General features: G+C 60.0%; 31 protein-coding genes and 1 tRNA gene. 7 read left to right on the plus strand and 25 right to left on the minus strand.

Annotated elements, in window-relative coordinates; all coding sequences use genetic code 11:
- The 4 genes from FJQ89_RS26015 (at position 1) to FJQ89_RS26030 (ending at position 4277) form a co-directional block, all read left to right on the plus strand.
- On the plus strand, positions 1 to 630 hold the full coding sequence (locus tag FJQ89_RS26015; RefSeq protein ID WP_141172270.1) for a response regulator transcription factor: 630 nt from the start codon (positions 1 to 3) through the stop codon (positions 628 to 630).
- A gap of 267 nt (positions 631 to 897) precedes the next feature.
- Positions 898 to 2022, plus strand: a complete 1125-nt coding sequence (locus tag FJQ89_RS26020; protein ID WP_341474473.1) for an EAL and HDOD domain-containing protein — start codon at positions 898 to 900, stop codon at positions 2020 to 2022.
- Position 2023: 1 nt separating this feature from the next.
- Positions 2024 to 4069 carry a putative bifunctional diguanylate cyclase/phosphodiesterase gene (locus tag FJQ89_RS26025; protein WP_141172272.1) on the plus strand — a complete coding sequence of 682 codons (2046 nt, stop codon included), beginning with the start codon at positions 2024 to 2026 and terminating at the stop codon, positions 4067 to 4069.
- Positions 4070 to 4187: 118 nt separating this feature from the next.
- A tRNA-Ser gene (locus FJQ89_RS26030) sits at positions 4188 to 4277 on the plus strand.
- Between the two features lie 129 nt (positions 4278 to 4406).
- Here FJQ89_RS26030 and FJQ89_RS26035 read toward each other — a convergent pair.
- From FJQ89_RS26035 to FJQ89_RS26090, 12 genes are all read right to left on the minus strand, one after another.
- Positions 4407 to 5465, minus strand: a complete 1059-nt coding sequence (locus tag FJQ89_RS26035) for a tyrosine-type recombinase/integrase (protein WP_141172273.1) — start codon at positions 5463 to 5465, stop codon at positions 4407 to 4409.
- A 13-nt stretch (positions 5466 to 5478) separates the two neighbouring features.
- Complete coding sequence (locus tag FJQ89_RS26040) at positions 5479 to 5730, minus strand: DUF4224 domain-containing protein (protein ID WP_046682344.1); 252 nt, start codon at positions 5728 to 5730, stop codon at positions 5479 to 5481.
- A complete protein-coding gene (locus FJQ89_RS26045) occupies positions 5723 to 5920 on the minus strand; it encodes a hypothetical protein (protein WP_141172274.1) in 198 nt (65 codons plus the stop codon). Before FJQ89_RS26045 ends, FJQ89_RS26040 begins: the two co-directional genes overlap by 8 nt.
- Entirely contained in the window at positions 5917 to 6105 is a 189-nt protein-coding gene (locus FJQ89_RS26050) for a hypothetical protein (RefSeq protein ID WP_141172275.1), read from the minus strand. Before FJQ89_RS26050 ends, FJQ89_RS26045 begins: the two co-directional genes overlap by 4 nt.
- 50 nt (positions 6106 to 6155) lie before the next feature.
- A complete protein-coding gene (locus FJQ89_RS26055; RefSeq protein ID WP_141172276.1) occupies positions 6156 to 7937 on the minus strand; it encodes a replication endonuclease in 1782 nt (593 codons plus the stop codon).
- Entirely contained in the window at positions 7937 to 8362 is a 426-nt protein-coding gene (locus FJQ89_RS26060; RefSeq protein ID WP_141172277.1) for a hypothetical protein, read from the minus strand. Before FJQ89_RS26060 ends, FJQ89_RS26055 begins: the two co-directional genes overlap by 1 nt.
- Complete coding sequence (locus tag FJQ89_RS26065; RefSeq protein WP_141172278.1) at positions 8362 to 8580, minus strand: hypothetical protein; 219 nt, start codon at positions 8578 to 8580, stop codon at positions 8362 to 8364. The genes FJQ89_RS26060 and FJQ89_RS26065 overlap by 1 nt, the downstream gene beginning before the upstream one ends.
- Positions 8581 to 8681: 101 nt before the next feature.
- Positions 8682 to 9086 (minus strand): hypothetical protein, encoded by a 405-nt coding sequence (locus FJQ89_RS26070; protein ID WP_141172279.1) that lies wholly within the window; start codon positions 9084 to 9086, stop codon positions 8682 to 8684.
- Positions 9087 to 9207: 121 nt separating this feature from the next.
- Positions 9208 to 9471: an Ogr/Delta-like zinc finger protein gene (locus tag FJQ89_RS26075; RefSeq protein ID WP_071079002.1), complete on the minus strand. Its 264-nt coding sequence runs from the start codon at positions 9469 to 9471 to the stop codon at positions 9208 to 9210.
- Complete coding sequence (locus FJQ89_RS26080; RefSeq protein WP_046682347.1) at positions 9468 to 9656, minus strand: hypothetical protein; 189 nt, start codon at positions 9654 to 9656, stop codon at positions 9468 to 9470. The genes FJQ89_RS26075 and FJQ89_RS26080 overlap by 4 nt, the downstream gene beginning before the upstream one ends.
- 37 nt (positions 9657 to 9693) lie before the next feature.
- Positions 9694 to 9897, minus strand: a complete 204-nt coding sequence (locus FJQ89_RS26085; protein ID WP_035820909.1) for a hypothetical protein — start codon at positions 9895 to 9897, stop codon at positions 9694 to 9696.
- Positions 9898 to 9907: 10 nt separating this feature from the next.
- Positions 9908 to 10111, minus strand: a complete 204-nt coding sequence (locus tag FJQ89_RS26090) for a ribbon-helix-helix protein, CopG family (RefSeq protein WP_092612261.1) — start codon at positions 10109 to 10111, stop codon at positions 9908 to 9910.
- 80 nt (positions 10112 to 10191) lie between these two features.
- On the opposite strand from FJQ89_RS26090, the gene FJQ89_RS26095 reads away from it, so the two are divergent.
- From FJQ89_RS26095 to FJQ89_RS26105, 3 genes are all read left to right on the plus strand, one after another.
- Entirely contained in the window at positions 10192 to 10635 is a 444-nt protein-coding gene (locus tag FJQ89_RS26095) for a helix-turn-helix domain-containing protein (RefSeq protein ID WP_141172280.1), read from the plus strand.
- Positions 10636 to 10789: 154 nt separating this feature from the next.
- Positions 10790 to 11656: a hypothetical protein gene (locus FJQ89_RS26100; RefSeq protein WP_141172281.1), complete on the plus strand. Its 867-nt coding sequence runs from the start codon at positions 10790 to 10792 to the stop codon at positions 11654 to 11656.
- 165 nt (positions 11657 to 11821) lie between these two features.
- Positions 11822 to 13474, plus strand: coding sequence for a P-loop ATPase, Sll1717 family (locus tag FJQ89_RS26105; protein WP_141172282.1), 1653 nt, complete (start codon positions 11822 to 11824; stop codon positions 13472 to 13474).
- Positions 13475 to 13594: 120 nt separating this feature from the next.
- Here the strand turns inward: FJQ89_RS26105 and FJQ89_RS26110 are convergent, their stop codons facing one another.
- The 13 genes from FJQ89_RS26110 to FJQ89_RS26170 all read right to left on the minus strand — a co-directional run bounded on the left by FJQ89_RS26110 (position 13595) and on the right by FJQ89_RS26170 (position 25233).
- Positions 13595 to 14827 carry a phage late control D family protein gene (locus tag FJQ89_RS26110; protein WP_141172283.1) on the minus strand — a complete coding sequence of 411 codons (1233 nt, stop codon included), beginning with the start codon at positions 14825 to 14827 and terminating at the stop codon, positions 13595 to 13597.
- Positions 14824 to 15432, minus strand: a complete 609-nt coding sequence (locus FJQ89_RS26115; RefSeq protein ID WP_141172284.1) for a phage tail protein — start codon at positions 15430 to 15432, stop codon at positions 14824 to 14826. Before FJQ89_RS26115 ends, FJQ89_RS26110 begins: the two co-directional genes overlap by 4 nt.
- 15 nt (positions 15433 to 15447) lie before the next feature.
- The gene (locus FJQ89_RS26120; protein WP_423245174.1) at positions 15448 to 18318 is read right to left on the minus strand and encodes a phage tail tape measure protein; all 2871 of its coding nucleotides are present in this window, start codon (positions 18316 to 18318) and stop codon (positions 15448 to 15450) included.
- A complete protein-coding gene (locus FJQ89_RS26125; protein WP_141172286.1) occupies positions 18319 to 18432 on the minus strand; it encodes a GpE family phage tail protein in 114 nt (37 codons plus the stop codon).
- A gap of 8 nt (positions 18433 to 18440) precedes the next feature.
- The gene (locus FJQ89_RS26130) at positions 18441 to 18749 is read right to left on the minus strand and encodes a phage tail assembly protein (RefSeq protein ID WP_058050288.1); all 309 of its coding nucleotides are present in this window, start codon (positions 18747 to 18749) and stop codon (positions 18441 to 18443) included.
- Between the two features lie 39 nt (positions 18750 to 18788).
- Entirely contained in the window at positions 18789 to 19298 is a 510-nt protein-coding gene (locus FJQ89_RS26135) for a phage major tail tube protein (protein ID WP_046682355.1), read from the minus strand.
- 67 nt (positions 19299 to 19365) lie between these two features.
- Complete coding sequence (locus FJQ89_RS26140) at positions 19366 to 20541, minus strand: phage tail sheath protein (protein ID WP_141172287.1); 1176 nt, start codon at positions 20539 to 20541, stop codon at positions 19366 to 19368.
- Between the two features lie 36 nt (positions 20542 to 20577).
- Positions 20578 to 21108: a hypothetical protein gene (locus FJQ89_RS26145; protein ID WP_141172288.1), complete on the minus strand. Its 531-nt coding sequence runs from the start codon at positions 21106 to 21108 to the stop codon at positions 20578 to 20580.
- Complete coding sequence (locus tag FJQ89_RS26150) at positions 21108 to 22775, minus strand: phage tail protein (RefSeq protein ID WP_141172289.1); 1668 nt, start codon at positions 22773 to 22775, stop codon at positions 21108 to 21110. Before FJQ89_RS26150 ends, FJQ89_RS26145 begins: the two co-directional genes overlap by 1 nt.
- On the minus strand, positions 22772 to 23392 hold the full coding sequence (locus FJQ89_RS26155; protein WP_205704536.1) for a phage tail protein I: 621 nt from the start codon (positions 23390 to 23392) through the stop codon (positions 22772 to 22774). Before FJQ89_RS26155 ends, FJQ89_RS26150 begins: the two co-directional genes overlap by 4 nt.
- Positions 23385 to 24296, minus strand: coding sequence for a baseplate assembly protein (locus FJQ89_RS26160; RefSeq protein ID WP_141172290.1), 912 nt, complete (start codon positions 24294 to 24296; stop codon positions 23385 to 23387). The genes FJQ89_RS26155 and FJQ89_RS26160 overlap by 8 nt, the downstream gene beginning before the upstream one ends.
- Positions 24293 to 24637, minus strand: a complete 345-nt coding sequence (locus tag FJQ89_RS26165; RefSeq protein ID WP_141172291.1) for a GPW/gp25 family protein — start codon at positions 24635 to 24637, stop codon at positions 24293 to 24295. The genes FJQ89_RS26160 and FJQ89_RS26165 overlap by 4 nt, the downstream gene beginning before the upstream one ends.
- The gene (locus tag FJQ89_RS26170; RefSeq protein WP_243136274.1) at positions 24634 to 25233 is read right to left on the minus strand and encodes a phage baseplate assembly protein V; all 600 of its coding nucleotides are present in this window, start codon (positions 25231 to 25233) and stop codon (positions 24634 to 24636) included. The genes FJQ89_RS26165 and FJQ89_RS26170 overlap by 4 nt, the downstream gene beginning before the upstream one ends.
- Positions 25234 to 25298 lie beyond the last annotated feature (65 nt).

Below are 25298 nucleotides of genomic sequence, written 5' to 3' on the forward strand. Positions count from 1 at the left end.
ATGACCAAGACGATCAACATCCTGCTGGTGGACGACCATCCCCTTGTGCGCGACGGCTTGCGCGCGCGCCTGGAGGCGGTGGCGCATTTCGACGTGGTCGCCGAGGCGGGCGGCGCCGACGAAGCCCTGGCCCAGGCGCGTGCGCACCAGGTGGACCTCGTGTTGATGGATATCAATATGCGCGGCATCAACGGCATCGAAGCGACGGCCCTGTTCAAGCAGGCGTTTCCGCAGATTGCGGTGCTGATCCTGTCCATGCACGACAAGCTTGAATATGTGTCGCAAGCCATCGCCGCCGGCGCGCGCGGCTATGTGCTCAAAGATGCTCCAGGGAAAGATATCGTCTTCGCCATCGAGACGGTGATGTCCGGCGGCATTTATTACAGCGCGGCCCTGGCGCGGCAGTTATCGCGCCCGCAAGTGCACGATTCCTTCCTCACCACGCGCGAGCAGCAAGTGCTGCAACACATCGCGGCGGGCCAGTCGAACAAGCAGATCGCCCGCGACCTGGACCTGAGCGTGCGCACGGTCGAGACGCACCGCCTGAACATCAAGCGCAAGCTGGGCATCGAAGGGCAGGCTGAATTGATCAAATATGCGGTCGAACATGCGCATGGCGGCGGCGCCTGAACGGCGCTGGCGTCACAGTGTTTTTTTTCAAACCCGCATGACAGGCGGGTCTCCCGGGGGGAGTGTTTTTTTTGAATATTTATTGCCAAAATTAAACTGTTTCACGGGTGAGATTCGGATAGAATGATTCTCGCTGTCGAAATGGCATCCCTGTCGGGCCAGGGTTGCCAATGCTGGTCAGTTTATTTACTATGGCGCCCTACCCACACTGAGATACCGATGTCAGCGTCTGAATCAAACCTGTTTCCGTTGGTGGGATTACAAGCAGTGGCCAATGCTCATAACGAGTGGGTCGCTGTCACCTTGCATGTACCGCAGGCCTCGACGGCGCCGCTGCTGGCGGCGCTGGCCGCTGCCGATGCGTATGCCTTCCTTGCGCCGCTCGACTGCATCATTCCCCTGGCCGACCCGCATGGCGTGGACGAGGCCGTGCTGGCGCAACTGGCGCCGCAACGCACCATTTTCCGTTTGCCGGCGCAGTTTGCCGGCGACAAGCAAATCCAGAAAAAATGCCAGCAATGGCGCGACGCCGGCTATCGCATCCTGCTCGATGGCGCCGATGCCGGTCCCGTGGTGGCGGCGCAGGTCGACGCGCGCGCGCTGAGTTTTGACGCGGCGGGCGCCCGCCCGGCCCTGCATCAACTGCTGCCCTTGCCGGGGCCGCACCTGGCCTACAACATCGGCGACGCGGGCCAGCTTGCCGCATTGCAAGAAATCGGCGTGAGCTGGTTTGCCGGCGACTACGCCTTGCGACATGCGCGCCAGCAAAGCGAGCCGGAAGACGCTACCTCGCGCCGGCGCTTGCTGGCGCTGCTGGGCCTGCTGGCCCGCGATGCCGACGCGCACGAGCTGGAAGTGCCGCTCAAACAGGATCCATCGCTCAGCTATCATCTGTTAAAACTGGTCAATTCGGCCGCCTTCGGTTTCACGGCGCCGATTACCAGCTTCAGCCAGGCCATCACCCTGCTGGGCCGGCGCCAGCTGCAGCGCTGGCTGCAACTGCTGCTGTATGCGCGGCAACAGGACGATGGCAAGATCCACGCGCTGCTGCCGCTGGCGGCCGTGCGCGCGGCGCAGATGGAAGCGCTGTGCCAGCTGCGCGGCGGCGACCGCGATGCGCAAGACCTGGCCTTCATGGCGGGCGTGTTTTCTCTGCTCGACGTCCTGCTGGGCATGCCGATGGAAGAGATCATCGCTACACTGAATCTGGCACCCGAAGTCAACGACGCCTTGCTGGAACGCAATGGCGAGCTGGGCACCTTGCTGGCGCTGGTCGAAAGCGCCACGCCGCTGCCAGAAGGCTTGCGCCGTGCCGGCATCGATGGAGAAACCTATTGGCGCAGCCTGCTACAGGCCTACCAATGGGCCATCCAGGTCAGCCGGAACCTCTAGCATGACATTGCTGCCGGTGTCGGATTACCTCGGTGACAGCGCCGCCCTGTGCGATGCCGTCGTGCGTTTGCGCGGTCCCGCGCTGGTGGCTGAGCTGGGCCGTATCGCCAGCGCCGTGATGGCCAGCCCGCATGGCCAGTTTCTGCCTGCGGGCAGCATGGACGCCGCTGCATCGTCCGCGATTTTTTCCAGCGACACGCCTGCCTTGCTGCAGGAAATCAGTTTTGACGGCCACTGCTTCGGCCACTACAGCGTGGCGGGGCGCAGCCTGTACAACGACGCCGACCGTCGCCACCTGGCCAGCCTGGCCTCGCTGACGGCCGGCGTGTTGCAGGTGCATTCGCTGGCGCAACGCTCGACCCATGCGTTTGCGCAAGTCGAAGCCTTGCTGGCGCAGCAGACGCAAATCCTCGACCAGTTGCACGAATCCGTGCTGACGATGGACTTGACGGGCTACATCACCAGCTGGAACAAGGGCGCCGAGCGCCTGTTCGGCTACACCTCGGTGGAAGCCGTGGGGCGCAACATCCTGTTCCTGTACGACGACGAAGATACGGGCTTCCACGACGCCTTCCTGGAGCAGGGAGGGCGCCTGATGGAGGTGCGCCGCCGAAAGAAGTCCGGCGAAATATTCTGGGCCAGCCTGTCCCTGTCGCCGCTGCAGGACATGGACGACAAACCCATCGGACTCATCGCTTACCTGACGGACATCACGGAACGCAAGCTGGCCGAAGAGCGATTGCACCACCTGGCCTACTACGACCCGCTGACCAGCCTGCCCAATCGCACCTTGCTGGCCAAGCTGGTAGACCAGGCCCTCTCCGTGGCGCAGCGCAGCAAGATGCTTGGCTGCGTGATGTTCATCGACCTGAACCGTTTCAAGCTGATCAACGACACCCTGGGCCGGCGCATCGGCGATGAACTGCTGCGTCAGGTCTCGCTGCGTTTCCGCAAGGTATTGCGAGACCAGGACCTGGTGGCGCGCCTGGGCGGCGACGAGTTCGCCGTGGGCCTGTTCGACATCGGCCAGCACTTCGAGGCCAGCTTGGTGGCGCAAAAGCTGCTCGCTTCCCTGGTGCAACCGTTCCTGATCGAAGGCCACGACTTGCGCGTGGGCGCCAGCATCGGCATCAGCGTGTACCCGCAAGACGGGCAGGACGCGGAAACCCTGCTGCGCCTGGCCGACATCGCCATGTACCGCGCCAAGCAGGACAGTGGCGGCGAAGCGGAAAGCGTGGCCTTCTACAGCCAGGACATGAACCTGGGCATGCAGGCGCGCATGCGCCTGGAAATAGGCTTGCGCCAGGCATTATCGGAACAGCAACTGCTGCTGCACTACCAGCCGAAATATGCGCTGGGCAGCGGCCGCATCATCGGCGCCGAAGCGCTGGTGCGCTGGCACCACCCGCAGCACGGCATGATCCCGCCCGCCGAGTTCATTCCCCTGGCCGAATCGACGGGCCTGGTGGTGCAAGTGGGCGAATGGGTGCTGGAAGCGGCCTGCGCCCAGGCGCAGGCGTGGAAACTGGCGGGCCTGCCGCCGATCCGCCTGGCCGTCAACGTCTCCGCGCGCGAATTCACCTCGGCCCTGCCCGCCAGGGTGGCGGCGACCCTGGCCCGCTACGGCCTGGAAGCTGCCTGGCTGGAACTGGAAATCACGGAAAGCACGCTGATGCACAACATCGAGCGCGTGATCGGCATCATGGACCGCATCACGGCGCTTGGCGTGGCCCTGTCACTGGACGACTTCGGCACCGGTTATTCAAGCTTGTCCTACCTCAAGCGTTTCCCCATCGACACGCTAAAAATCGACCGCTCGTTCACCACCGGCATCCCGACAGACGCCAGCGACTGCGCCATCGCCAGCACCATCATCAGCATCGCCCAGCAACTGCACCATAAAGTGATCGCGGAAGGCGTGGAAACGGCCGAGCAACTGGCGTTTTTGAAGAGCTCCGGCTGCGACGAAGTGCAGGGCTATCTGTTCTCGCGCCCGTTGCCAGCGCTGGAGTTCGAGAAGGCGCTGCGGGAAAACTGGGGGCTGTAAGGCTTCTGCTTTTGTGTCTGCGCAGGTATAGCCCCCGGCCCCGGCCGCTGGGAAAATAAGACCACGACAGTACTAGCCATTGGTAAGCCACTGAGCTTTATGTATAATGCTGCCATCAGGAAGCGTGGCCGAGTGGTTGAAGGCACTAGTCTTGAAAACTAGCGACGGGTTACACTGTTCGTGAGTTCGAATCTCACCGCTTCCGCCAGAAATATGAAAATAAGCCCTTGATTATCAAGGGCTTATTTTTTTTGTGCCGTCGCCTGAACAATCCCTGATGTAAAACTTCATTTTCAACTTAGCGCTAAGTTGCGGAAATGGTTTCCGCAACTCGCCGCTAGCGGGTAGGGCGGACAGCCTGGCCAATGCGCCGATAGACCTTTTCCGTGATGACTTTTTCACTATGCCCCAGCAGGGAGCTGGCGGCGCCCAGGTCGGCAATGTCGCTGGCGGAGCGCGCCCGGATATCGCGGAACTGGAAAGCCTTGATGCGGCTGGCCAGCTCCTCGTCGCCAGCCTTTAGCGCCAGTTCCGCCGCAGCTTTCCGGGCGCCATCGAAGCGCAGGCGCAAATGCCACTTCTTGACCTGGAAGCCGTTCGGCAGCGCGACAATGAAGGTGGTGCGCGGCCGGTGCGGGCGCGCGTGGATGCGCTCGATGACCTTCGCCAGTTCGGACTTGATGCCGTCGTGCTCGAGCACGATGCGCAGCAGCTTGTTGCTCTTGCCCTGGCGCACCTGCAACGCCCCATCCTTCAAATCGCCGTCGCGCATCTTGAGCACGTCCGCAGGCCGCTGGCCGGTCAGGTAGTTCAGGTCCATGGCGTCCTGCAGCTCTTCACAGCCTGCATTCCGCACTGCGTCCCACACGGCCTTGTCGGCATAAAAGTCGCGCGGCACCTCTTTGTTTTTGCGCACGCCCCGGCATGGGTTCTCGCGCTTCGTGTAGCCCCATTCCCTTGCCATATTGAACACATGCGACAGCAACGCGATTTCGCGGTTGGCGCGTACCTTGGCGCTGCGCGCGTCGCGGTAGCGAGCAATGTCCTGCGGCGTGATGGCGTCGATGGGCGCGCTGTCGAAGACCGGGCGAAGCTGGCTCAACGAGCTGGAGTTTTCGCGTTGCGTGCTTGGGGCCTTGCCGGGCAGGATGTCACGGACGTACTGCGCAAACACGTACTCCATGAGCGTGGCGTCGGTCGGGACTGGTTTGCACTCATATTCCGCCCACAGGCGCTTGGCCTCGACCAGATCCGTACCCAGTGGGTATTCCTTCCGATTCCCGGCGTCGTCCCGGCCATTGTAGTAATAGCCGGTCCACGTTTCGCCCGATTTCAGCTTGCGCACGCGCCGCAGCATGCGCGGTGGAAGTTTGTAGCCAGTGCTCTTAGGTCGCATTGTTCTCTTTCTATTAACGTACTTTGGACAGGTCCGGCGCCCAGGCCGGCGTGCTCACCAGGCTGGCGGGATTGATGCCGCTCAAGCGCAACCTGGCGTACAGGCGCCCGATGATGGGCGCGCCGGCGCGGTTCTTGATGAAGGTCCAGCCGTTTTGCTGCAGCCATTTGATCTGATCCACTTTCCGGCAGCAGCCTGAAATGGTTTCCAGCTCTTCAGCAGTCAGGGTTTCGGACTGGATCGAATTGTCAAAAAGGTTATTCATTGGATGCCGCTTTCGTTATGGCGGGGTTGCATGCCTTGCTTTTGCTCGTTGCCAAGGCGAACGCTTCGGCTTCGGTATATTGGGGAACTTCGGCGCCGATCTTGCGGAAGTCTCTTAGCCTGCAAAATTCGTTATAGTCGGCGTCCTCGAACAAGGCCGCCACGGCAGGCAATGTGCGTTCCGCTTTCATGCTGGGCACCCGACAGGCGCTGCTGCTTTCTTGATCGCCTCAATGGCGGCCAACGGCACGGCGCGGAACATGCCCGCCCACTGGTGGTCCAGCTCGACCCACGCATGCAGCTCGCCATTGCCCACGTCGCGGCGCAGGGCGTTAACGGTGCCGGCCTGGTAGCCTTCGTCGGTATCGAAGGTCACTCGGTCACCAATCGAGACCGGCCGAGAAAATTCAGGTGTTTGCATGGGTATCACTCCTTTTTATATTTGCGTTGCAGATGCGCCAAATGCGCGCTTGGCCCGCCTGGCTGCCGTTTTTTGTGGTGCAGATAGATGGCTTCGGTATCAATCCGGGCGCATGGCGCGCCCTCCCTATCAAAACTCCGCCCAACATAGAAGGACGGAGCAAAATTTTTATTTTTCCCGATCGGATTTTCGATCGGATTTTTCTTGGCCCATGCCGGGCGCGAACAGTTATTTACACCAGTCCGAGGAACGGCAAGGGCCACCCCGGCCCGGTCTATCGTCCAGCGGTAGCGGGTGGACTCATAGACCGCATGCGGCTGCGCCGCCAGATACACGCCTACCGGCCTGTGCGCCTCCACCTGCTCATAGCGCCCTTCGACGCCCTCTACCCGCTTGGCAATCTGTATCGCGGCCTGGCGGCCCACGGTAGGCCCGCCCATGGCCCGTATAAAGCGGGCGAAGTCGGCGCGCTGAGCGATGGCCGGATTGTCGGACTCCACTTTCTGCGCGGCCTGATAGGCTTCGCGGATAGGCTCAGGCGCATTGCGCACCGACTCCTCCGATAGGCGGCGGAATTCGCGCCACACGCCCACCGGCACGCCGCCGATCTGCTGGAACTGGCGAATGCCCCACACCTGCGACCAGTACGTGACGCGCTGGGAGGCGGTGAATTCCATATTGCCGAACATATCGGGCGCGATGACGTAGGTTCTGCCGTCCTCGAATACCTTGTGATCCCCCACCCCGGCGCCGTCGATGTTCTTGCTGACGTATTTGGCGATATAGCCCGCCGCCGTGCCTTTTCCGGCCTCGATCCTCACCAGCTTGACGCGGTTTTTTATGGCGCCCGGCTCGTCACGGTCTTCATGCATGGCGTAGGCGCTTATCACGCATTCCATCGCGGTCTGGTGCTCAGGCGCGACGAACAACAGCATGTGCCAGTGCGGGCATCCGTCCGTGTGCGGCTCAGCAATTCGGAAGCCGTATGGCCGGATACCGCGACGGTGCAGCGATGACCGGATACGCTTCCATACGTCCGCCAGATAGGCCTGCGCCGCGCGCGGCGTCGGGCTGCCGAATTCCGTGTACTTCGCGTTCGTGCCGCCCACCGAGTGGTATTTGCTGGGACAAGTGACCGTCCAGAACATGCCGACGTGGCGCATCTTGTCGGCCACTTCTTCGAAGCCGCGTATGCGCAGCATCAATTCGCCTCGGCGCAGGGTTTTATTGCCCATGCCCAGCGCGGCCAGTTCGGCCAGACTGTAGACGTCGCCGTGCTCGTTGATGGCCGTGACGGCTGCCAGTGCCTTCTGGTTTGCCTCGTTTTGCGCCGCTTGTGCCAGGCACGTTTCACGGCTGACATACGGATCAGCGCGCACGTAGGTCAGGCCCAGCTGGATCGACGTGTGCTCAAAGCGACGCATCAATTCCTTGCGCAGTGCGCGGCGCCACCATGCGTGATCTGCTGCGCGCGCGATGTAGCCGCCTATCGTCTTCTTATCGTCAGGCGGCAGCACGCCGCGCCTGGCGCATATCGCATCAATTGCCGCCTTGATGGCGTGCTCATCATGCAGGCGCGCGCAGACCTCGTAGCACTCGCGGGCGGCCTGCAAGGCGGCCACCGATATTGCACCTGGCCCAGTCATGGCGCCATTGCTGTCGGCCAGCGGCAGGCGCTGATCGTCGGCCAGCACGGCATCGACTACGCGCTGGCGCGGCACGTTCAAGCCGCCGAACATGCTCTGCACGGCGGCGGCCATGCGTGACGGTATGCCCATGGAAAGCATCAATGCACCTTCCCACTTGTCTCAGGCATGCGCCCGCCATTCATACATTTCTTGACCACACTGAGATTGCCTTGCAGCTTGTCCAGTTCGACCCAGATGCGGCCGCGCTCCAATGCATTGAATTTATTTAGGGCGTCGCGCGCACGCTCTTTTGGCATGCGCGCCGACATGACGGCTACCATGCGAGCAGCCAGCGGTACACGCGTCCAGTAGGCGGCGCGGATAGCCTCGACGTCTGCCGGTTTGGCGATCATCGCCAGCACTGCCGCAGAGCGTTCCATGCGCTGTTCGCGTGGTGTTGCATTGATCTGCGCGGACACAGCGTCCATTTCGGCCAGAAACGCCCTGGTTTCCAGCTCTTGCTTGGTTAGAGTAGGGCCGGCGACTGCTGCGACGGCTACCAATTCATTGGTTATGCTGCGCATCACCACCCCCTGATCCAGCCAAAGGCAGACATCAACACTGGCGCGAACATGACCAATCCGGTCAGCAGACCGCTGCAGAATGTTTTCAGATTCTCTTTCATTAACTTCCTCTTTTTGGGTTTGAACGAGTTCAACACACTCAAAACCTTGTCGCGCGCGGCCAGAATCTCGGCGGCAGGCTGGAAGGACAGGTGGTTGTCGATAAGGGACGCCGGCATGGTTCAGTCCTTGATGGCGCCGATGGCCCGCAAAACGTCAGGGGTAATGACGATCAGGAGCGACAGCAGCCAGATGCCGCAGGTTTTGGCCAGGCGCAGCATCAGCGTGCCCATTCCTTGGCGAAGTACTTGGCCCAGTAGGTCAGCGTGCGCAACGAGTTGTTGCTGGAGTAGACGACGCCTGCTTCGCTGGCGAACATGTAGCACAGCACAATGGGCAGCTCTCCGACCATGGCGCGCTGGTTGTCCGGCATGAAGAAGCCGCCAAGCTGCAGCGCATGCAGGTCGCTGATGATGAAGGTGATATTGGCCGCGCCGTAGGCGTGGTAGGTTTTGGCAACCTCGCGGATATAGGCGGACAGTTCCTTGACGCTGGTGCCAGCGTTGGCGTGCAGAAGGAAGCAGGTCGGCGCCACAGGCACGACGCATTTTTGTAGGGCCGGGCGGGCGGTATTCGGGGCCGGGGAGTTGTCGGCATGACTGGTGGCGTGCAGCGTGTTTTCCATCGGTTTTCCTTATTTCAGGTTGAACGAATCCCGCACGCTCAAAAAGGAGCGCTGCAGGACACAGCAAAAGAGGGGGAGTTACAGCGGCCGGGCTACGGCGGCGCGAGGATTGGGATAGTCATCAGCAGCCCGCAGTCAGGTCCAGGGCCAGCTGGCTGGTGGCCGCCGTGCGCGCATGCTGGGACATCGGGATGCGGATATCCGGCTTGGGCATGGCGGACAGCGAGAGGGTGCGCAGCACTTCCAGGCCCGCCACGAAGGAGTGCCCGCAGTCCGGGTTCTGGCACATATAGGTGATTTCCTTGAACATGGCGGACATCGTGCGGCTCTTGACGGCGCGGACGGTGTATTCGCAATGCGGGCAGGGCAGGCCGATGACTCTCATTTCAGCTTTCTTTCCACTTGGTACAGGGCGCGACCGCGACCCGTCATGTTTTTTGACTGTATGCGTAAGCGCGACTTGACGAGCCATTCAGCCGCCTGATCGATACTTGCCAGCCCCTGGCGTTGGCGCACGAGTTCCAGCACCGCGCGCTCTTCGTCATTGAGGTTAATTTGATGGTCTGGCATTTTCTGTAACTTTAGAGTTGCTCAAAAGTGACTCGGTTTAAACGCTACGACGCTGTACGCTGTCGATGGTGGCGTCATCCAAGGCGATCACGGCCAGGGCTTCACGCATCACGATCTGGCGAACCAGCACCGCAAGCTCTTCGCCCTGGTAATTGGCGATCGAGGAAACGAGCTGGTGCTCATAGTCGTCGAGGCGCAGCATGACGCGGTGGCTGCGGATACGTTTTGCATCGGGGTACATGACGTTGTCCTTAGTGGGTGGGTTTGGATGCGAGTTCGCGCTTGTAGTCGGCGAGGCCGCGCAGGATCAGGAGGCGCAAGAGCCATGCGCGTGACCGCTGTTGAGCTGCGGCGAGAGTTTCGATTTCCTTTACCTCGTCAGGGGCCAGACGAACGCCAAGCGGCTGGGAGGTGACGCCTTTGGTAATGCGTCCGACTTTTGACAAATTATTCATAATGTTATGATCTGTAATCGCTACGGAATGGCGTAAATATATCACTCATTTGAGTGATTTGGAAAGGTATTTGTACTCAAATGAAGTATTTTTTTGATCGTCTTAAGGAAGAACGGAAGCGCCTTGGCCTCAATCAGGACGAGTTCGCTGCTCTTGGTGGGGTAAAAAAAGGTGCCCAGTTCAACTATGAAAACGGCTCCCGTACGCCAGATTCTGACTATTTGGCGGCCGTTGCTGCGGCTGGAGTAGATGTGTTGTATTTGCTGACAGGAGAACATGCGCTGTCAGCGTTGCCTGCGGACGAGCATGAACTGTTGACTGGCTATCGAAGTATGGACGTTCGCGGGAAAGCAGGCGTACTTGGGATGATTAGCGGCATGAGCTCGCCAACGCCCCCGGCATCCCAAGCAGGGAATGCCCCACACGTCGAAACCCACGGCAAGATTGGACAAAATTTCGTGGGGAACATCATTGGGCCGCAGACTTTTAATGTGGCCGGCAGCGGACGAAAAAAGGAAAAATAGTGTGCAAATGATTTACCTTCTTATGCATATTATAATTGCTGCGTGTTTTGTCTGCATACTGCGCATACCGATTTGATGCCTGAAGGTGGCGTAACGTCAACGTCTGAGCAACTTCGGCTGGATTCTGTTAGCGATACAAAGAAAGGAACAATTGATGTTTAACTTTTTGGTGATTGCTTCAGACATTACTTCATCGCGTGGTATTGTCACATTGGGAAAAGACCGTGTTTTTGGATGTACCAACACTGATATAGAGATGAAGTATGCCCCTGAAGGCGTGCTTGATCAACCTGCCTTGATGTCATTGCCGTTGGTTATCACGAACGAGTCCAGTAGTGACCCGGCTTTTCGGGCTTTTGCTCGGGTTGGCGCGATCACCAAGATCAGGCGCGACGATTCGAATTACCACATCGAGTACCTACTCGATTCAAACATTCCCCCTATTGCCAATGATGTCCTTGAATCACTCGGCCCTCAGTTGAACTTCGTGCCTGCGGGAAGGCGATCCTGGGGAGATTTTCACACTAATCATTGGGCAGTCAAGGACGCCGATCTCTTTCGTGTTTTGTACACTGAAGGCTTGGGGCATCGGCAGCCAACAGTCTTTACCTTACCCCAAGAACCAGTCGATCCAAATTTGGTCTCGGTGATGATGCCATTCGATGGCGGGTTTAATGGAGTTTTTGCAGTGCTGCAAAGCGTAGTAAGTGCAGCCGGGATGCGATGCCTACGTGCCGACAATATATGGGAGCACCATGTGCTTATCCAAGATGTTGTGAAGCTTATCGCGAGTGCGAGAATTGTGATATGCGATCTGACCGGGAAGAACGCGAATGTCTTTTATGAAGCTGGGATCGCGCATGCGCTAGGTCAGGATGTGATCCTGATTGCGCAGCATGAGACCGACATTCCGTTCGATCTCCGCCACATCCGCTACGTTAAATACCTCAACAATGAAGAAGGTTTGAGGGTGTTGGCGGAAAGTGTAGGGAAACGGTTGCAAAGTCTGGTCAGCAAGTGAATAGGGCCCGTACGCAGAGACTTCAGCTTGGTATTTGCATAGCTGGGCCTGTGTCAGAATTGTAGACCTGGCTTTGGAGTGACGAACTTTCGATTGGGATTGGTTTTAAATTGGATAAATAAAATTTTCCGGTAATATTTTTTAAATTTGACAGAGGCAAAAAATATGGATTTTAATCATGGTGATCGGTCAGAGGTTTTGGACTGGGTGGCGATAAATTCTGATGTTGAAGAGCGAGATAATCTTTTAGCTTGGAAAATGAGTAATGCCAATCCTTCGCAAGCTAATATTAGCGAATGGCCTCTTCTTCCAAAAGTAATTTCCCGGCTCGAACCTCTCTGCCTAAGGAAAATGACCAGTTTTGGGGATATTGCTGCGGAAGACGACGCCGTTTTAAACTATTTCTTGAAAACACCCGCAGTTAAAGAAATTTTGGATGGCAAAGTATTACTGGTTTTAGGTCGCAAAGGGTCTGGTAAGACTGCTCTGGTACGGCACTTTACTGAAGGTCAAAGTGGATTAAATTCTCGCGGCTTAACTCTTGGTCAATACCCTTGGAAAGTTCACGAGCAAAGAGCTGATTCTTCTGTAAATGAAGTAGACGCATATGTGGAGTCTTGGCGTTATCTTATTGCGACTCAAATAGCTGCGTTATTGTTGGCGCAGCCAAATATTGACCTGGAGACCGAGGAGGCAAAGTCTATTGCTGAGTTTTTTACTGTAAATTATGGCGGATTGTCGCCGGAACTCGGTGATATTCTTCGGCCCGGGAAATTAATGCTATCTAAAGCTTCATTCGAGCCTCAAGTTATGGGAAGTAAACTAGGGAGCGTTACCCTAGAGCGTACGAATGGAGATGCGGGGCGTGAATTGAAAGCTCTGACTGATGCGCTTTTATCTGCAGTGGAATCACTAGGTGCGCAAGTAGGTGTTGAAAAAATATATCTACATTTTGATGAGCTAGATCGTGGTTTAGTTGTACTTGATGATGCTCGGAAAAACTTGTTGATAGGGTTGATTGTCGCTGCGCGTGAAGTGTCTCGTACAACGGCTCTTAATTTCGTGAAGTGTGTGCCAATTGTTTATTTGCGTACAGATCTTTGGGAAGGTCTGAACTTTTCTGATAAAAATAAAATTTCGCAAGGGAAAACCCTTAACCTTGAGTGGGATTCGAGTTCTCTTTCCGACCTAATTAACGAACGTATTAAGGCGATCATCGGAAGTAGTTCTAATTGGGATACTATTTCTTCGCCAAGCCTAATGCGTGGATCACAGAAGAAATGGGCGCATATTCTTGCGCGTACATTTCTGCGCCCAAGAGATGTTATTAGCTTTCTTAATATAGCCCTAAAATTGGCAGTAAAACGCGATCTCGATAAGGATGTACCGCTAATTTTGGAGAATCGGGATATTGTTGGTGCTCGTGAAAAATATTCTTCCTACCTAAAGCAAGAATTGAAGGATGAAATTATTCCTCATTGGCAATATTGGGAGGATGCATTGAAAGCTTTTTCTGAGCTTGCCACGCAAACATTCAAGATCGATCAGTTCAGAGTGGAGTATGAAAAGAGAAAGTCCACGGGGAATTTGTTAAGTCCAGACGAGGCTATCTCTAAGTTGTATGAATTTTCTGTTGTGGGGTACGAAAGGCGCAGCGGTTATGGTGGCTCATCTTGGGTTTTTCAATATACTACCCCAGAAGCAGGGTGGGACAATGCTGCCACAAATTTGAAAGTACATGTGGGACTTAAGGAAGTAGCAAAGCTGCGAGAAGAAAGGACACCCGGTGCGAATTTGGAAGGAGGGGCCGAAAATTAACAGCGGTGCGGATCTTTTATTACATAAAGGATGGATCGCTTCGTGACAGAAAAGGTGTAAGGCACGGATATTTATAGTTTTTCGTACTGCCTCATTGCATGCTTATGCTTACGAAGGCTTCTAATGTTCTTCGCCGTTCTCTTTGATTATGTCGCGCACTTCTTCGATATGTTTCCAAGCATGCAGCGCCGCTCGCTTCGCGGCCTGCTTGCTCTTGTAAAGATGCTCCAGCGTCTTGAGCGTGCCTATAGCACCAGCCTGCTCCTGCCCCGCCTTTTTCTTCTTCGCCGCCACGTCCTTCCACTTGGCCACCACGCCCGTGACGCCTTCGTCCGGGTCTTTCTCTTCCTCGCGTTCGGCCTCCACCGCTTCCGTTTTCGTCTCAAATTCCACACGCGTGGTAAAGCCGTTGCCGCCCAGGCTGTGCGTGACCTTGACTGATAGCCATTCGGTGGCGTCGATCTCGGGCTTGAAGCCCTTCACCGTCACGGGCGATTGCGGGAACACGGCCGGGTTGCCCAGGGCCAGGCTCATTTCAAAGGTGGCCAGGCCGCGCAGGATGCGCTGCCATTCGGCCACGGCCGCCGCGCGCGCGTCCGTTTCGTTGGCGAAGGTGGTGCGCAGGCGCTTGCTGTTGCCGGGCACGCCGGCCACCACGCTGCGGCGCCGGGCGTAGCGCTCGTCATGCCAGAAGGCGCGCACGCCCGTGTAGGCGTCGCTTTCGGCGCTGTGGTAGCGGTGGCCGTCGCCCAGGGCGCGCGTGATGGGGATCACGGGCAGCGCCTTGCCGCTGGCGGTGCGGCTCTGGTTGATGGGAATGAAAAGCAGGGTGTCATTCTTGACGGTGGCCACCGCGTCGTACTTCCGGCCCAAGCGGCGCAGGAAGGCCGCATCGCTTTCGTGGGTCTGGTCGATGTGCTCGACGGCGGTATCGCGCAGGCGCGCCGACACGCCCGACGCCAGCTCGTTGCGAAAGGCGATCGCCTCGATGATGGCGCCCAGGGTGGTCTTGTGGAAGCTGTGTTCCTGCTGCTGTTTAAACGTGTCGATCAGGTTGGCCGACCTGGCGCGCAGGGTGATGGTGTCGGGCGCGCCGCTGTGCTCCACCTCGTCCACGGTGAACTTCCCCATGTCCACCAGGCCGGACGATTGCCAGCCCAGCGCCAAGGCGATCTGCGCGCCGCGCGGCGGCAAGGCCAGCTTGCCGTCGCTGTCGTCCAGGGAAATGTCGAGCTGGTCGCTCTCGTCGCCACGGCACAGGGTCAAGGTCAGATTGATTAGCCGCGGTGAAACGATGGCCGTCAAATCCTTGTCCTCGATGCTGACCTTGAAGGCGGGGATATGCTCGCTCATTTGAACTTGTCCGCCGCGCTGCCGATGGCGCCGCTGATGCTGCCGCCGATCTTGTCTTTCATTTCTCTGACGACGCCGCCATATTTCGACGTGATGCCGCCGACCACATTGCCCACTACGCTGCCCACGGCATTCTTGGCCGCGCCGGCAATGCTGCTAGTCATGCCGTCGATGCTGAGCATGTTTTTCAGGTCGCCGATGTCGCCCAGGCCGACCATGGCCAGCACGCCGTCGTCGTCGCGCTTGAGCGTAATCGAGAACTCGACGCGCCGCGCGCCGCCGCTGCCGTCAAGGATGGTGCGGCCCTCGGTCATGCTGGTGATGCGGTAGGAGCCGAGAATGCGGCCCGTGCCCTGGATCAGAATCCACGATTTACCGGTGTCCGCCATCATGCGCAGCGCATCGAGCGAGTAAAGGGAGCCGGTCAGTTCCGGCGCCACCCAGCCCGACAGGGTAATCGTGTCATCACCTGGCCCCACGTACTGGTGCGCGTCGCGCAAGCCCACGCGGGCCGTGCTGGCGTGCTTCCATTCCGTTTGCCGCTGCAGCTCGTGATAGGCCAGGGTCGGCAGGCTGAACACGAACATTCCTAAAATCATCATCATGGTGGTTATTCCTTCTTAATCGTGGTCGCGCAGGGACGAGCGGATGCGCGCCGCCTTTTCGCGGTCGCGCTGGTCGAGCGCCGTGCTCACGGCGCGGGCGATGGCCTGCGGATCGGTGCCGGCCTGCACGTGGAAGGTGATTTCGATCTTGTCGCCCTGGATGGTCATGCCGGCGCCGAACCCGCCCTGGGACAGCGGGGCACGCGTGTCGAAGGCGCTTGCGGGTAATGCCGTGGCCGTGCCGATGGCGATGCCGGCGCCCAGTTGCGTCAGGCGCTGCGCCAGGCCCGATACCTTGGCAATGGGCGCCCCCTCGCTGCGGTCCAGGCCCACGGCCAGGCCCTGCATGGTGTAGTCGCCCAGCTGGGCAAACACGCGGCTCGGGCTGTGGATGCCCAACTTTTCCTTGAACCAGGCAATGGTGCTGGAACCGGCATTGCTGATGGCGTCCTTGACGGCACCCATGGAACCGGTGATGCCGTTGACCAGGCCGCGCAGGATGTTGGCGCCGAACTCGGTGAACTGGGCCGGCAGCTTGATGCCGAACCAGCTCAACACGCCCGCGAACGCCTGATAAAACACGCCGACGGGTGACCAGTTGATAATCAGGGCCGTGATGTTGCCCATGCCGCCAGCGCAGACGGTGCGCAGGCGCGACCAGATATCGGCGAAGAATGCGGCGATAGGTTGCCAGGATGCGGTAATGCGCTGCAGGATGCTGGCGCCGAAGTCGGTGAACGTGGCCGGCAGCGTGATGCCGAACCAGCCCAGCACACCCGCGAAGGCACGATAGAACAGGCCCAGCGGTGACCAATTGGCGATCAAGGCGCTGACGCCGCCAATGCCGCCAGCAAAGGCTGTCTTGATGTGCGACCAGATGCCTGTGAAAAACGCCTTAATCGGTTCCCAGTATTTATAGATCAGATAGGCGGCGCCCGCAATGACCGTGATGGCGATGCCGATCGGGTTCATCAGAAGGGCGCGGCCCAGCCACAGCACAGCGCGTCCCGCCCACATGAAGGCGCCGCCCAGGCCACGCAAGATGGGCGTGAGCACGCCGCCCTTCACGCCCATCTTGGCGAACATGACGTGCAGCATGGCATACGGGCCGATCATGGCGGCAATGCCCAGCATCAGCGGCCCGAGCACCAGCAGCAGGCCCGCCAGCACGGCGAAGGCGGTAATCATGACCTTGGCCACGGTCGGATTGCGCTCCATGAAGCCATTCAAGCGCTGCACGGCGCTGATGGCCAGTTCCAGCCCCTGCGCGTATAGCGGCAAGATTTTCTCGCCCATGGTCAGTTTCAAGTTGGCCAGCTTGGACTGCGCCTCCAGTTCCTTGCCGGCCGCCGAGTCGCGCCCCAGCTTTTCCAGCCGGCCGATATCGGCGGCGCCACGGTTGAGTTTTTCATTTTTGTGGATCTGCACGCGCTGCAAGTACATCTGCGAATACAGGTTCGACGCGGTGCGGTTGGAAAAAATGCTGCCGATGGCGTCGAGCACCTGTTTCTTTTCCGTGATGCCCTTCTTGGCCAGTTGCGGCAACAGCACCTTTTCCAGCCATTCGAATTGGTTTTCGCGGAACAGTTCCGCGCCCAGCAGCGCGCCGGGATCGAGGAACGAGACTTGCCCCGCCTTGTCGTGCTTGACCTTGCTCTTGTCGCCAATCAGGCCGAACTCTTCCAGCTTCTTGGCCGAACGCTTCGTCGTGCGGCCCTGGTACAAGTTCTGGTAGGCGCTCATCAGGGACGTGCCGACGCGGTTGCCGCTCATTTCCTGCACCAGCGGTTCCATCTGGTAGTAAAAGGCGTCATCCTTCAAACCCTTGGCGGCGATGCCGCCCGTCTTGATCATGTTCAGCCATTCATTCGGCCCGACGCGCCCGCCCGTGGAGGTAATCACCTGCTGCACGATATTGGCCTGGGCTTCGAACTTTTCCTTGCTCTCCAGGCCGCCGCGCAGCTCGATGACCTTGAGCATGTCCATAAATTTGCGTTCATTGTCGGCGCCTTCGGCCTCGCCAAAGAAGGCGTGATTGGCAAACTTCATCTTGGCCAGGGTAGGGGCGACCATTTCCGCGTGGTGTACATCGGCGAAGGCGCTCATGCCGTCGCGCATCAGTTGCAGGTTGTCGAGCTGGCTGGTGCCGTAGGTTTTCATGTTGCGCGCGAAGGCGACGGCTTCAGCTGACACTTTGTCGCCCAGGCCAAGGGCGTTGACGCGGCCCACTTCCGTTTGATAGTGCTTGGCCTCGTTCAGTCCCTTGACGACGGGCGCGCCGATGACGGCGCCCGTGGCGGTCGCGCCAGCGCCGGCCATGGCCAGATTGCCCGCCTTGTTGCGCAGCTTGTCGGCATGCTGGGTGGCATTGGTGACGCGCTGCTGCTTGGTGGCCGCGTTAGCCAGCTTCTGCTGCTGCAGCGTCATGGTTTTGTTGGTGGCCTCGATCTCGCGGCGCAAGGTGCGCTCGTGGTTGGCCAGGTCTTTGGTGCCGATGCCGGCGCCCGCAAGGCGCTCGCGCATGACCTGCAGTTGCTGGGCCTGCTGCTGGCCGGCTGTCTTCAAGGCGCCGGCCGCTTTGACGGCGGCGTTAAATTCGCGCGTCATGGCGCGCGTGGGCGCCTCCGCCTGTTTCATCTTGACGGCCAGGCCGGCCACTTTTTGTTGCGCCGCTTCCAGCTTGACGCGCGTGGCGTCCAGGCCGCCATGCAGCTCGCGGAATTTGCTGATGTTCTTTTGCTGGGCGTTCAGGTCGCGCAAGCGGTCACTGGTGGCCTTCAAGGCCTTGGCCGTGTCGCTAGAGCCGCCCATGATTTTTTTCAGCGGGCCGGTGATTTTGTCCAGCGCTGCAAACACTACCTGTAACTTCAAATCCCGACCAGCCATCTATTCCGCTCCGCTTCTCTGCCTGGCGCGCTCGCGCCAGGCCATCAGTTCATCAATCGTAAAACAGTCCATCGCTGCCGGCGTCCAGTGGAAGACGCCGGCAATGTCGGCCATGGCGTCCTCTACTTCGCCGGGGATACCGAAAGGCGATCGGCTTTGCTCGCCAAAAAACCGGCAACCTCTGCGCCCACGGCCAGCAGGTCGGCCGGGTCCATGTTGGCGATGTCGTGCGCGGTCAAAGTCGGTTCGGTAATGCGCGGCAGTACGATCTGCAGGGCCGACACGTTCAGGTTGGCCAGCTCGATCAGGGAAATGCCGCGCAGGGCGCCCGCCTTGGGTTTGCGTACGGTGAGCGAGGTGATGAAGGTGTCGCCGCGCTTGATCGGCTCGTCCAGTTCGATGACGGCTTGGTTTTGGGTATCGTTATTCATGGTGTTGTCCTGGTAGTGTGGTGGTAAGTAAAAGGGGGATTACAGGCCGATGGCCTTGCGGATGGCCGCGTTGGTGTCGCCGCCGCCAAAGTTCTCGGTGCCGCTCATGAAGTCCAGTTCGATGACGGTGGCGCCGTCGATCATCAGCTTGTAGTAGCTGCAAGCCATGGTGTATTTGTGCGTGGTGTCGTCTCCCATCTTGGCGCCGCCCATGTCGATTTCCTTGTAACGGCCGCGCACAACCACTTCCACGGCGGCGACGGTGCCGTCATCGTCTTCCTGGTAGGCGCCGGCAAAGCGCAGTTGCACGGCGCCGTGCGTGTGGGCGCCGTACTGTTTCAGTGCTTCGGCGATCAGGCCGCCGCCGCTCCATTCCAGCGACAGCGCCTCATTGCCGAAGTCCACGGACACGGGGCCGCTCATGCCGCCGGCGCGGTACTCTTCCATCTTGCGGCTGAGTTTTGGCAAGGTGACTTCGGGCACCATGCCCATGAAGGAGACACCGTTCTGGAACAGGTTGAAGTTTTTCAGTTTGCGGGGCAGGCCCATAATTTCTCCAGTATTTCAATGCGCCCGCGCTGGCGCGGGCAGGGTGGGGATGGTGACGCCTGTACGACTACGCGGCGATGCGCGAGGCGAAGTCGGCCAGGTAGCGGTCGGTGATGCGCTGCTGGAATTTCAGGTTTTCCAGCGGCGGCACGGGCGTGTAGTCGTAGTCGATGGCCAGCTTGCCGTCTTTCAGCGCCGTCTTGTCGTTGTATTGCTCGTCATACCAGGCATGGCCGTCGATGATGTAGCCCTGCAATTTCAAGTCGCGGAACTTGGCATTGATGCTTTCCAGCAGGTCGCGCACCAGGGACGGATGCAAGGGCACATCGACATAGGAGAAATGCGCTTCGGCGATGGTGTCGGCCAGCACCTGGGCCGTGCGCGTGTAGCTCTCGAAATAGAAGAAGCCGCCCGGCGCCTCGCAGGTGCGCGAACCCCAGAAACGGTAGCCGCCCATGTTAATCAAGGTGGTTACTTCCTTGGCGTTGAGCACGCCGGCATCGGTGGCCGGGTCTTGCAGGTCGAAAAACACGTCCTTGGTGATGCCGGTCGGGCCGTTGATGACGACGTTGGACAGCGTCTTGTGCCAGCCCGTTTCCTCGTCGATCTTGGCGCGCAGGCCCATGGCGTAAGCGACGGCCGAAATGCTGGCCTCGGCATCGGTGGCGGTATCCCAGTTCACAAAATCCGGCCAGATGATCATGACCTCGCGCTGGCCGAACTGGCCGCGATAGGTGGTGGCCGCCGCGACGGTGGCGCAGCCATAGGCCGAGGCATACACGAAGGCGCGCAGGCGCTGTGCCACGCTGGCCATGGCGTTGGTGACGGCCTGGGTGTCGAGGCCAGGCGCGCCAAGGATGCGCGGTTTCACGCCCAACTTGCTTTGCGCGGCCAGCAGCGCCTGGGCGCCCAGGTACTTGCCATCTGGCGATACGCCGCCCACGGCGTTGCTGGTGGTTTCCGCTTCCGTTTCGCCTTCGGCCACGCGCACCACGACGGTGAGCGGCTTGGTCTGCGCGGCGATAGCTTCCAGTGCGCGGTACAAGGTGCCCGTCTTGCCGGCCTTGCCCATGGCGGCCAGAACGTTGGTGACGAGCACCGGGGTATCGAGCGGGAAGGCCGCCGGGTCGGCATCGTCGGCCGTGGCGATCAGGCCCAGCACGGCGGTGGACACGGTGCGGATCGGGCGCGAACCCTCGTTGATTTCAATGACGCGCACGCCATGGTGGTAGTCGGTGGACATCGTTTGTTCTCCTGGCAGGTGGTGAATATTGGGGTATTACGGGGTGACGGCTGGTGCCACGTTTGGCGTCAATGTGATGCCGGCATCGGCAAAGGCACGCCGGGCCTCGTCCGGCAGGGTGTCGGCGATGCGCTGGTATTCGGCACCGACAGCCGCTTGCAGCGCATCGAGATCGTGCGCGGCGGCGACAGCCTCGCAGATCGTGATGTCGAGCAAGCCGGTACGGGCCTGGACAATCGCTTGCACGGTGTCCGTGTCGCCGCTGGCCACGGCAGCAAAGCCAATGCCGGCCAGACGGTTGAGGATGGCGTCGCGCACCTGGCGCACGCTGGCCAGATACGGCGCTGCCAAGACTGCAAAGGAGGGCGCCGGGCGCGCGGCAATGCTCCATTTGCCACCGGATTTTTTACGGATCGTCGCGCCAGCGCAGATCGCTTCGCGCAGCATGGCTTCATCGGCTGGCGTGACAGGAAGCGCATCGGCTGGCCAAGTCCCGGCGGCGTCATAGGCGGCGCGCAGTGCTTCGATATAAAAGCCGCCTGTTGATACTGAGAAATATTTATGCATTATTTTCCTGTGGCGTAGACCGTGACCACTGCGGCGCCAGGGGCGTTTGCTGTGACCACGACAGATGACAAAGTCGCGGAACCGGTGGCGTAATACATGGGGCTGACGCCGTTGCCAGACACCGCCGATACCGTCAAAAGGGCATTCGGAAATGCAATTGGGAAAGATACAATTCCGCTAGAATCGATGACAGCTTGTATCCACTGCCGAATTTCGCCACTCGGCAGGTTTTGATAGCCATTCGTCGTGAGCGACGCGGCAAAATCTCCTGAGCTGGCAAGCACGCCTGTGCCTGTTGCAATCCACGCGCCATTGCCTACATGCACCAGGACGAGCGAACCGCCAGATTCAACGTGGCACGCATTGACAAAGCCGCCATTAGCTTGGATCGTATCGGCGCCCTGCCGGCTGATGGTGACAGGGGCCGAAGCAATACCGCCCTGGTTGGAATACGTGATGCTCGCTCCTGCAGGCAAGTCTGCACCCAGCGGCAAAGTCAAGGTAAAGCCGCCATTGCCAAAGGTATAGATAAAGCCACCCACGTGTTCTACTGTGAGCGCTGCTGCTGCCGAAAACCCGAACGATGCACCATGCCTGACGCCATTGGTGCGGACAAACTCGGCATTGACCAGTTTTTTCGACGCGTCAAACTTGGATAGCGTCGCCACCTCCTTCATGCTGTATTGCGGATGGGGATCCTTCGCTTCGGCGTGTTTGGCCAGTTGCCCCTCGCCATAGACCATTACTTTGCTGTCTTGCTCATCGACATAGGAGCGCTTGGCCAGTCGCGGGTGTGGATCAGCATCGTCCCTATGCGCAGCAAGTTGTTGCTCGCCGTAGATCATGACCTTACCGTCCTGCTCATCGGCATAGCGTCGCACGTCAGTCATGTGGTTTTCCAACTGCTGCTCGCCATGTAGACGGACGTTATCGTCTTGCTGGTCAACATAGGAGCGCTTGGCCAGGCGAGGATGTGGATTATCAGCGTCCACATGCCCAGCAAGTTGTTGCTCGCTGTAGATCATGACTTTGCTATCTTGCTCATCGACATAGTTGCGCTGCGCCAGTCGCGGGTGTGGATCAGCATCGCCCACATGCCCAGCAAGTTGTTGCTCGCTGTAGATCATGACTTTGCCGTCCTGCTCATCGACATAGCTGCGTAGCTTGCCCAGCTCCTCGGCACCGTAGGCACGCACGGTCATAATTTGTTCATCGACATACTTGCGCGTGGCCAGCACCACAGATGGGTCGATCTTGAGTTCGATGGCCGCCGTGCTGGCGACGATCAGCACGACACGCACCACTTGCGTGCGTCCGCTCCCCTCAGTCATCACCGGTTTGTAGCTGGGCGGGCAGTTGGCAACGACGCAGAGGTCGCCGGCTTCGTCATAGATGCCGATTTCGCGCAGCCACCAACCGCCGACGTCTTCGGGGAGCACCTGTTCGACGATGATCTGGCTGGCGTTCGCCGGATCGACTGTCAACTGGTTTAAGCCCGCGCGGCGGACCTCACGGACGAGCGCCTTTTGCTTGCGATCAGGCATCGGCAGATTGCCGTTGCCATCGCCCACGGCCATGTTTTTGAGTTTCAGTGTGCCGCCCAGGGCAATGGCGTTTGCCAGCTTGGCTTCACCCAGTTCGGTCAGGATGGCGAAAAATGTGCTCATGGATAAATAGTCAGAGTGTCAATGGTGTGGGATGTGCCGGCCTGCAAAAGAGCGCCGCGCACTTCGATGATTTCAGCGATCCATGGATAAACGGTCATGACGTCGCCGTGATAGGCGGCCACGCCTACTTGTAGCGTGCCGCGACTTTCCAGATAAATTGCCAGCCCTGTCATGTGTCGGCTGACAGGTTTGGCGTCGGCGATCAGGCGTTCCATTTCCAGGAACATCTCATCGGTGATGCCTGAGCCGAGCACGCCCACGTCAAGGCGAAAAGTGCCGGGTACGCCTGGCGGTGCGGTCTGCCACCATTCGGTGATGCGGATCACGTAGCCCAGGGACTCGACCACGCGGCGCACGGCGGCAATCGTGCCTTTGTGCTTGTGGATGAAATAGGACGCCTTGATGGTGCCGCGCTTGATCGATTCGGGCCAGGCGTCGTCCCAGCGGTCGACGGAACAGGCCCAGGCCAGAAACGGCAGCAGGACAACCGGGCAGCGGTCGGCGTTCCACAGGTCGCGCAGTGGCACGGGCACGTTGACCAGCTCGGCGCAGGCCACGGCAATGGCGCGCTCCAGCGCCGTGGTGTTGGGCGGCAGGGTGGGCACGAGCTTATTCATCGAGCACCACGACATTGAGCTTGATGGCCGTGCAGCGCGCGGCCTGGGTGGCGTTCAGTTCGATGTCCGCAGCCGGGCTGGTCAAGACGACCTTGCGCACGCCCTCGACGTGGACGGCGGCGCTGCAGGCGGAACGATAGATGCTGTGCCCCAGCGGGCGGCGCGGCTGCGACACGCGCACGGCGTTGGCGCGCGCGGCGTCCAGCAGAATCGGCACCTCCGGGCCGACGCCGATAAACAAGGTGGCCTCGATCTGGTAGTCGATGACTTGGGCGGCCTGCACCGTCAGGCGATCACCCAGGGGACGCACGTCCTCGGCGTTGAGTGCGCGCGCCACGGTGGCCAGCAGCGCGGCGTCGGCGATGCCTGTGTCGTTGTTGGCCAGCACCGTGACTGTGACGCTTGCCGGCGCGGGGCTGGTGGCGCTCGCGTCCTTGACGTGGCCGTCGCTGCTGCGCGCGTGGAATTCATACGACGCCTTCGGGCCGGCTACGGACAGGCCGTCCGGCGCTTCCTGGATGCGCAGGCGATAGGCGTCGTTGTCTTCCATGACCGCAAGCACCGGCGGCAGGGCGTTCGGATTGGCCGGCGTGATGACCAGGCGCGCCACGTTGACGTTGGCGCCCAGCTGGTCCAGGTCGCCATCGAGGGCAAACGCCAGCATGATGGCCTTGCCCGCTTCGTTGACGCGGTTGCGCAGGATGGTTTCCTGATAGCTGTTCTCTTCCAGCAGCTTGGTGGCCGGTTCCGACTCCAGCTCCAACAGGGCCGTGACGGCGGCGCGCTCGGCTTCCGGCAGCAGGCTGACCAGGTGCGCCTTGCGCTTGGCCAGAATGGTTTCGAAGTCCAGCACTTCCACGACGCTGGGCGCCGGCAATTGGGTCAGGTCGATGGGCGTGCTCATACTGTGCCGCCTTGCTTGACGGGCACGGACAGGGTGATGCCCTGGCCATTCGCCGTGCCATCGAGCAGCAGCGCGATGGCGCCGTCCGTGTCGCGCGTGAGCTGTACGCTGGCGAGCTGCAGGCGCGGCTCCCAGCGGCGCAGGGCAAAGGCGGTGGCGGCATAGATGCGCAACTGCGTGGCGCTGTTCAGGGGCTGATCGATCAGCTCGGGCACTTCGGAACCATAGCGGCGGCGCCGGATGCGCGAACCCATCGGCGTGGTGAGAATGTCGGTCACGGACTGGCGCAGGTGGCCCAGGCCCGTCAGGCTGCGCCCGGTGGCGGCGTGCATGCCCATCATGATTGCGGTCCGCCCGACTTGTCGCCGCCGGCCTTGACGCCACCATGCGGATGCTTGGCCAGGCTGATGGCGCCGGCCAGTACGTCGCCGCTAGCCTTGACGCTGCCCTTGACGGTAGCACCCTGCATGACGATCAGGTTTTTCATGACGGTCAAATCGCCCGTGCAGATGGTGCTGGGCGCGTTCGACGTGACCTTGTCGGCGGTGATGGTGGCGGTGCCGCCGGGCAGCGTGGCCGTCAGGGCGTGGGCCGCGTGGTCGTACTGCACCACGGCGCCGTCGGGGTAGTGCGTGGTGTGGATGCTGTCGTTGGACTCAGGCGCGTCAAACTCCTGCGAGTACAGCGCCGGCAGGATGATGCCGCGCGTCAGGTCGCCGCCCGGGGAAAAGACGATCACCTGTTCGCCCACTGTGGGCGCCGACCAGGTTCGCGTGCTGCCGGCGCGCCGTGTGGCCCATTTCAGCCATTCAGTGGTGAGGGTTGGCCCGAGCTGGACGCGCGCCCTGGCGCCTTTGACCTCGGCAATGGTGCCCAGGCGGATCAGGTTTTGCAGCAAGCGGAGGAGGTCGGACAGGTCGGCGTTCATGCAGTGCATGTTGCCGAAGTCCGCGTGCGGATGCACGCGGGCGCGGGTTGATAAGTGGCTTAGTAGCTACGAAT

The organism is Janthinobacterium tructae (genome assembly GCF_006517255.1).
Taxonomy (GTDB): Bacteria; Pseudomonadota; Gammaproteobacteria; order Burkholderiales; family Burkholderiaceae_D; genus Janthinobacterium; species Janthinobacterium tructae.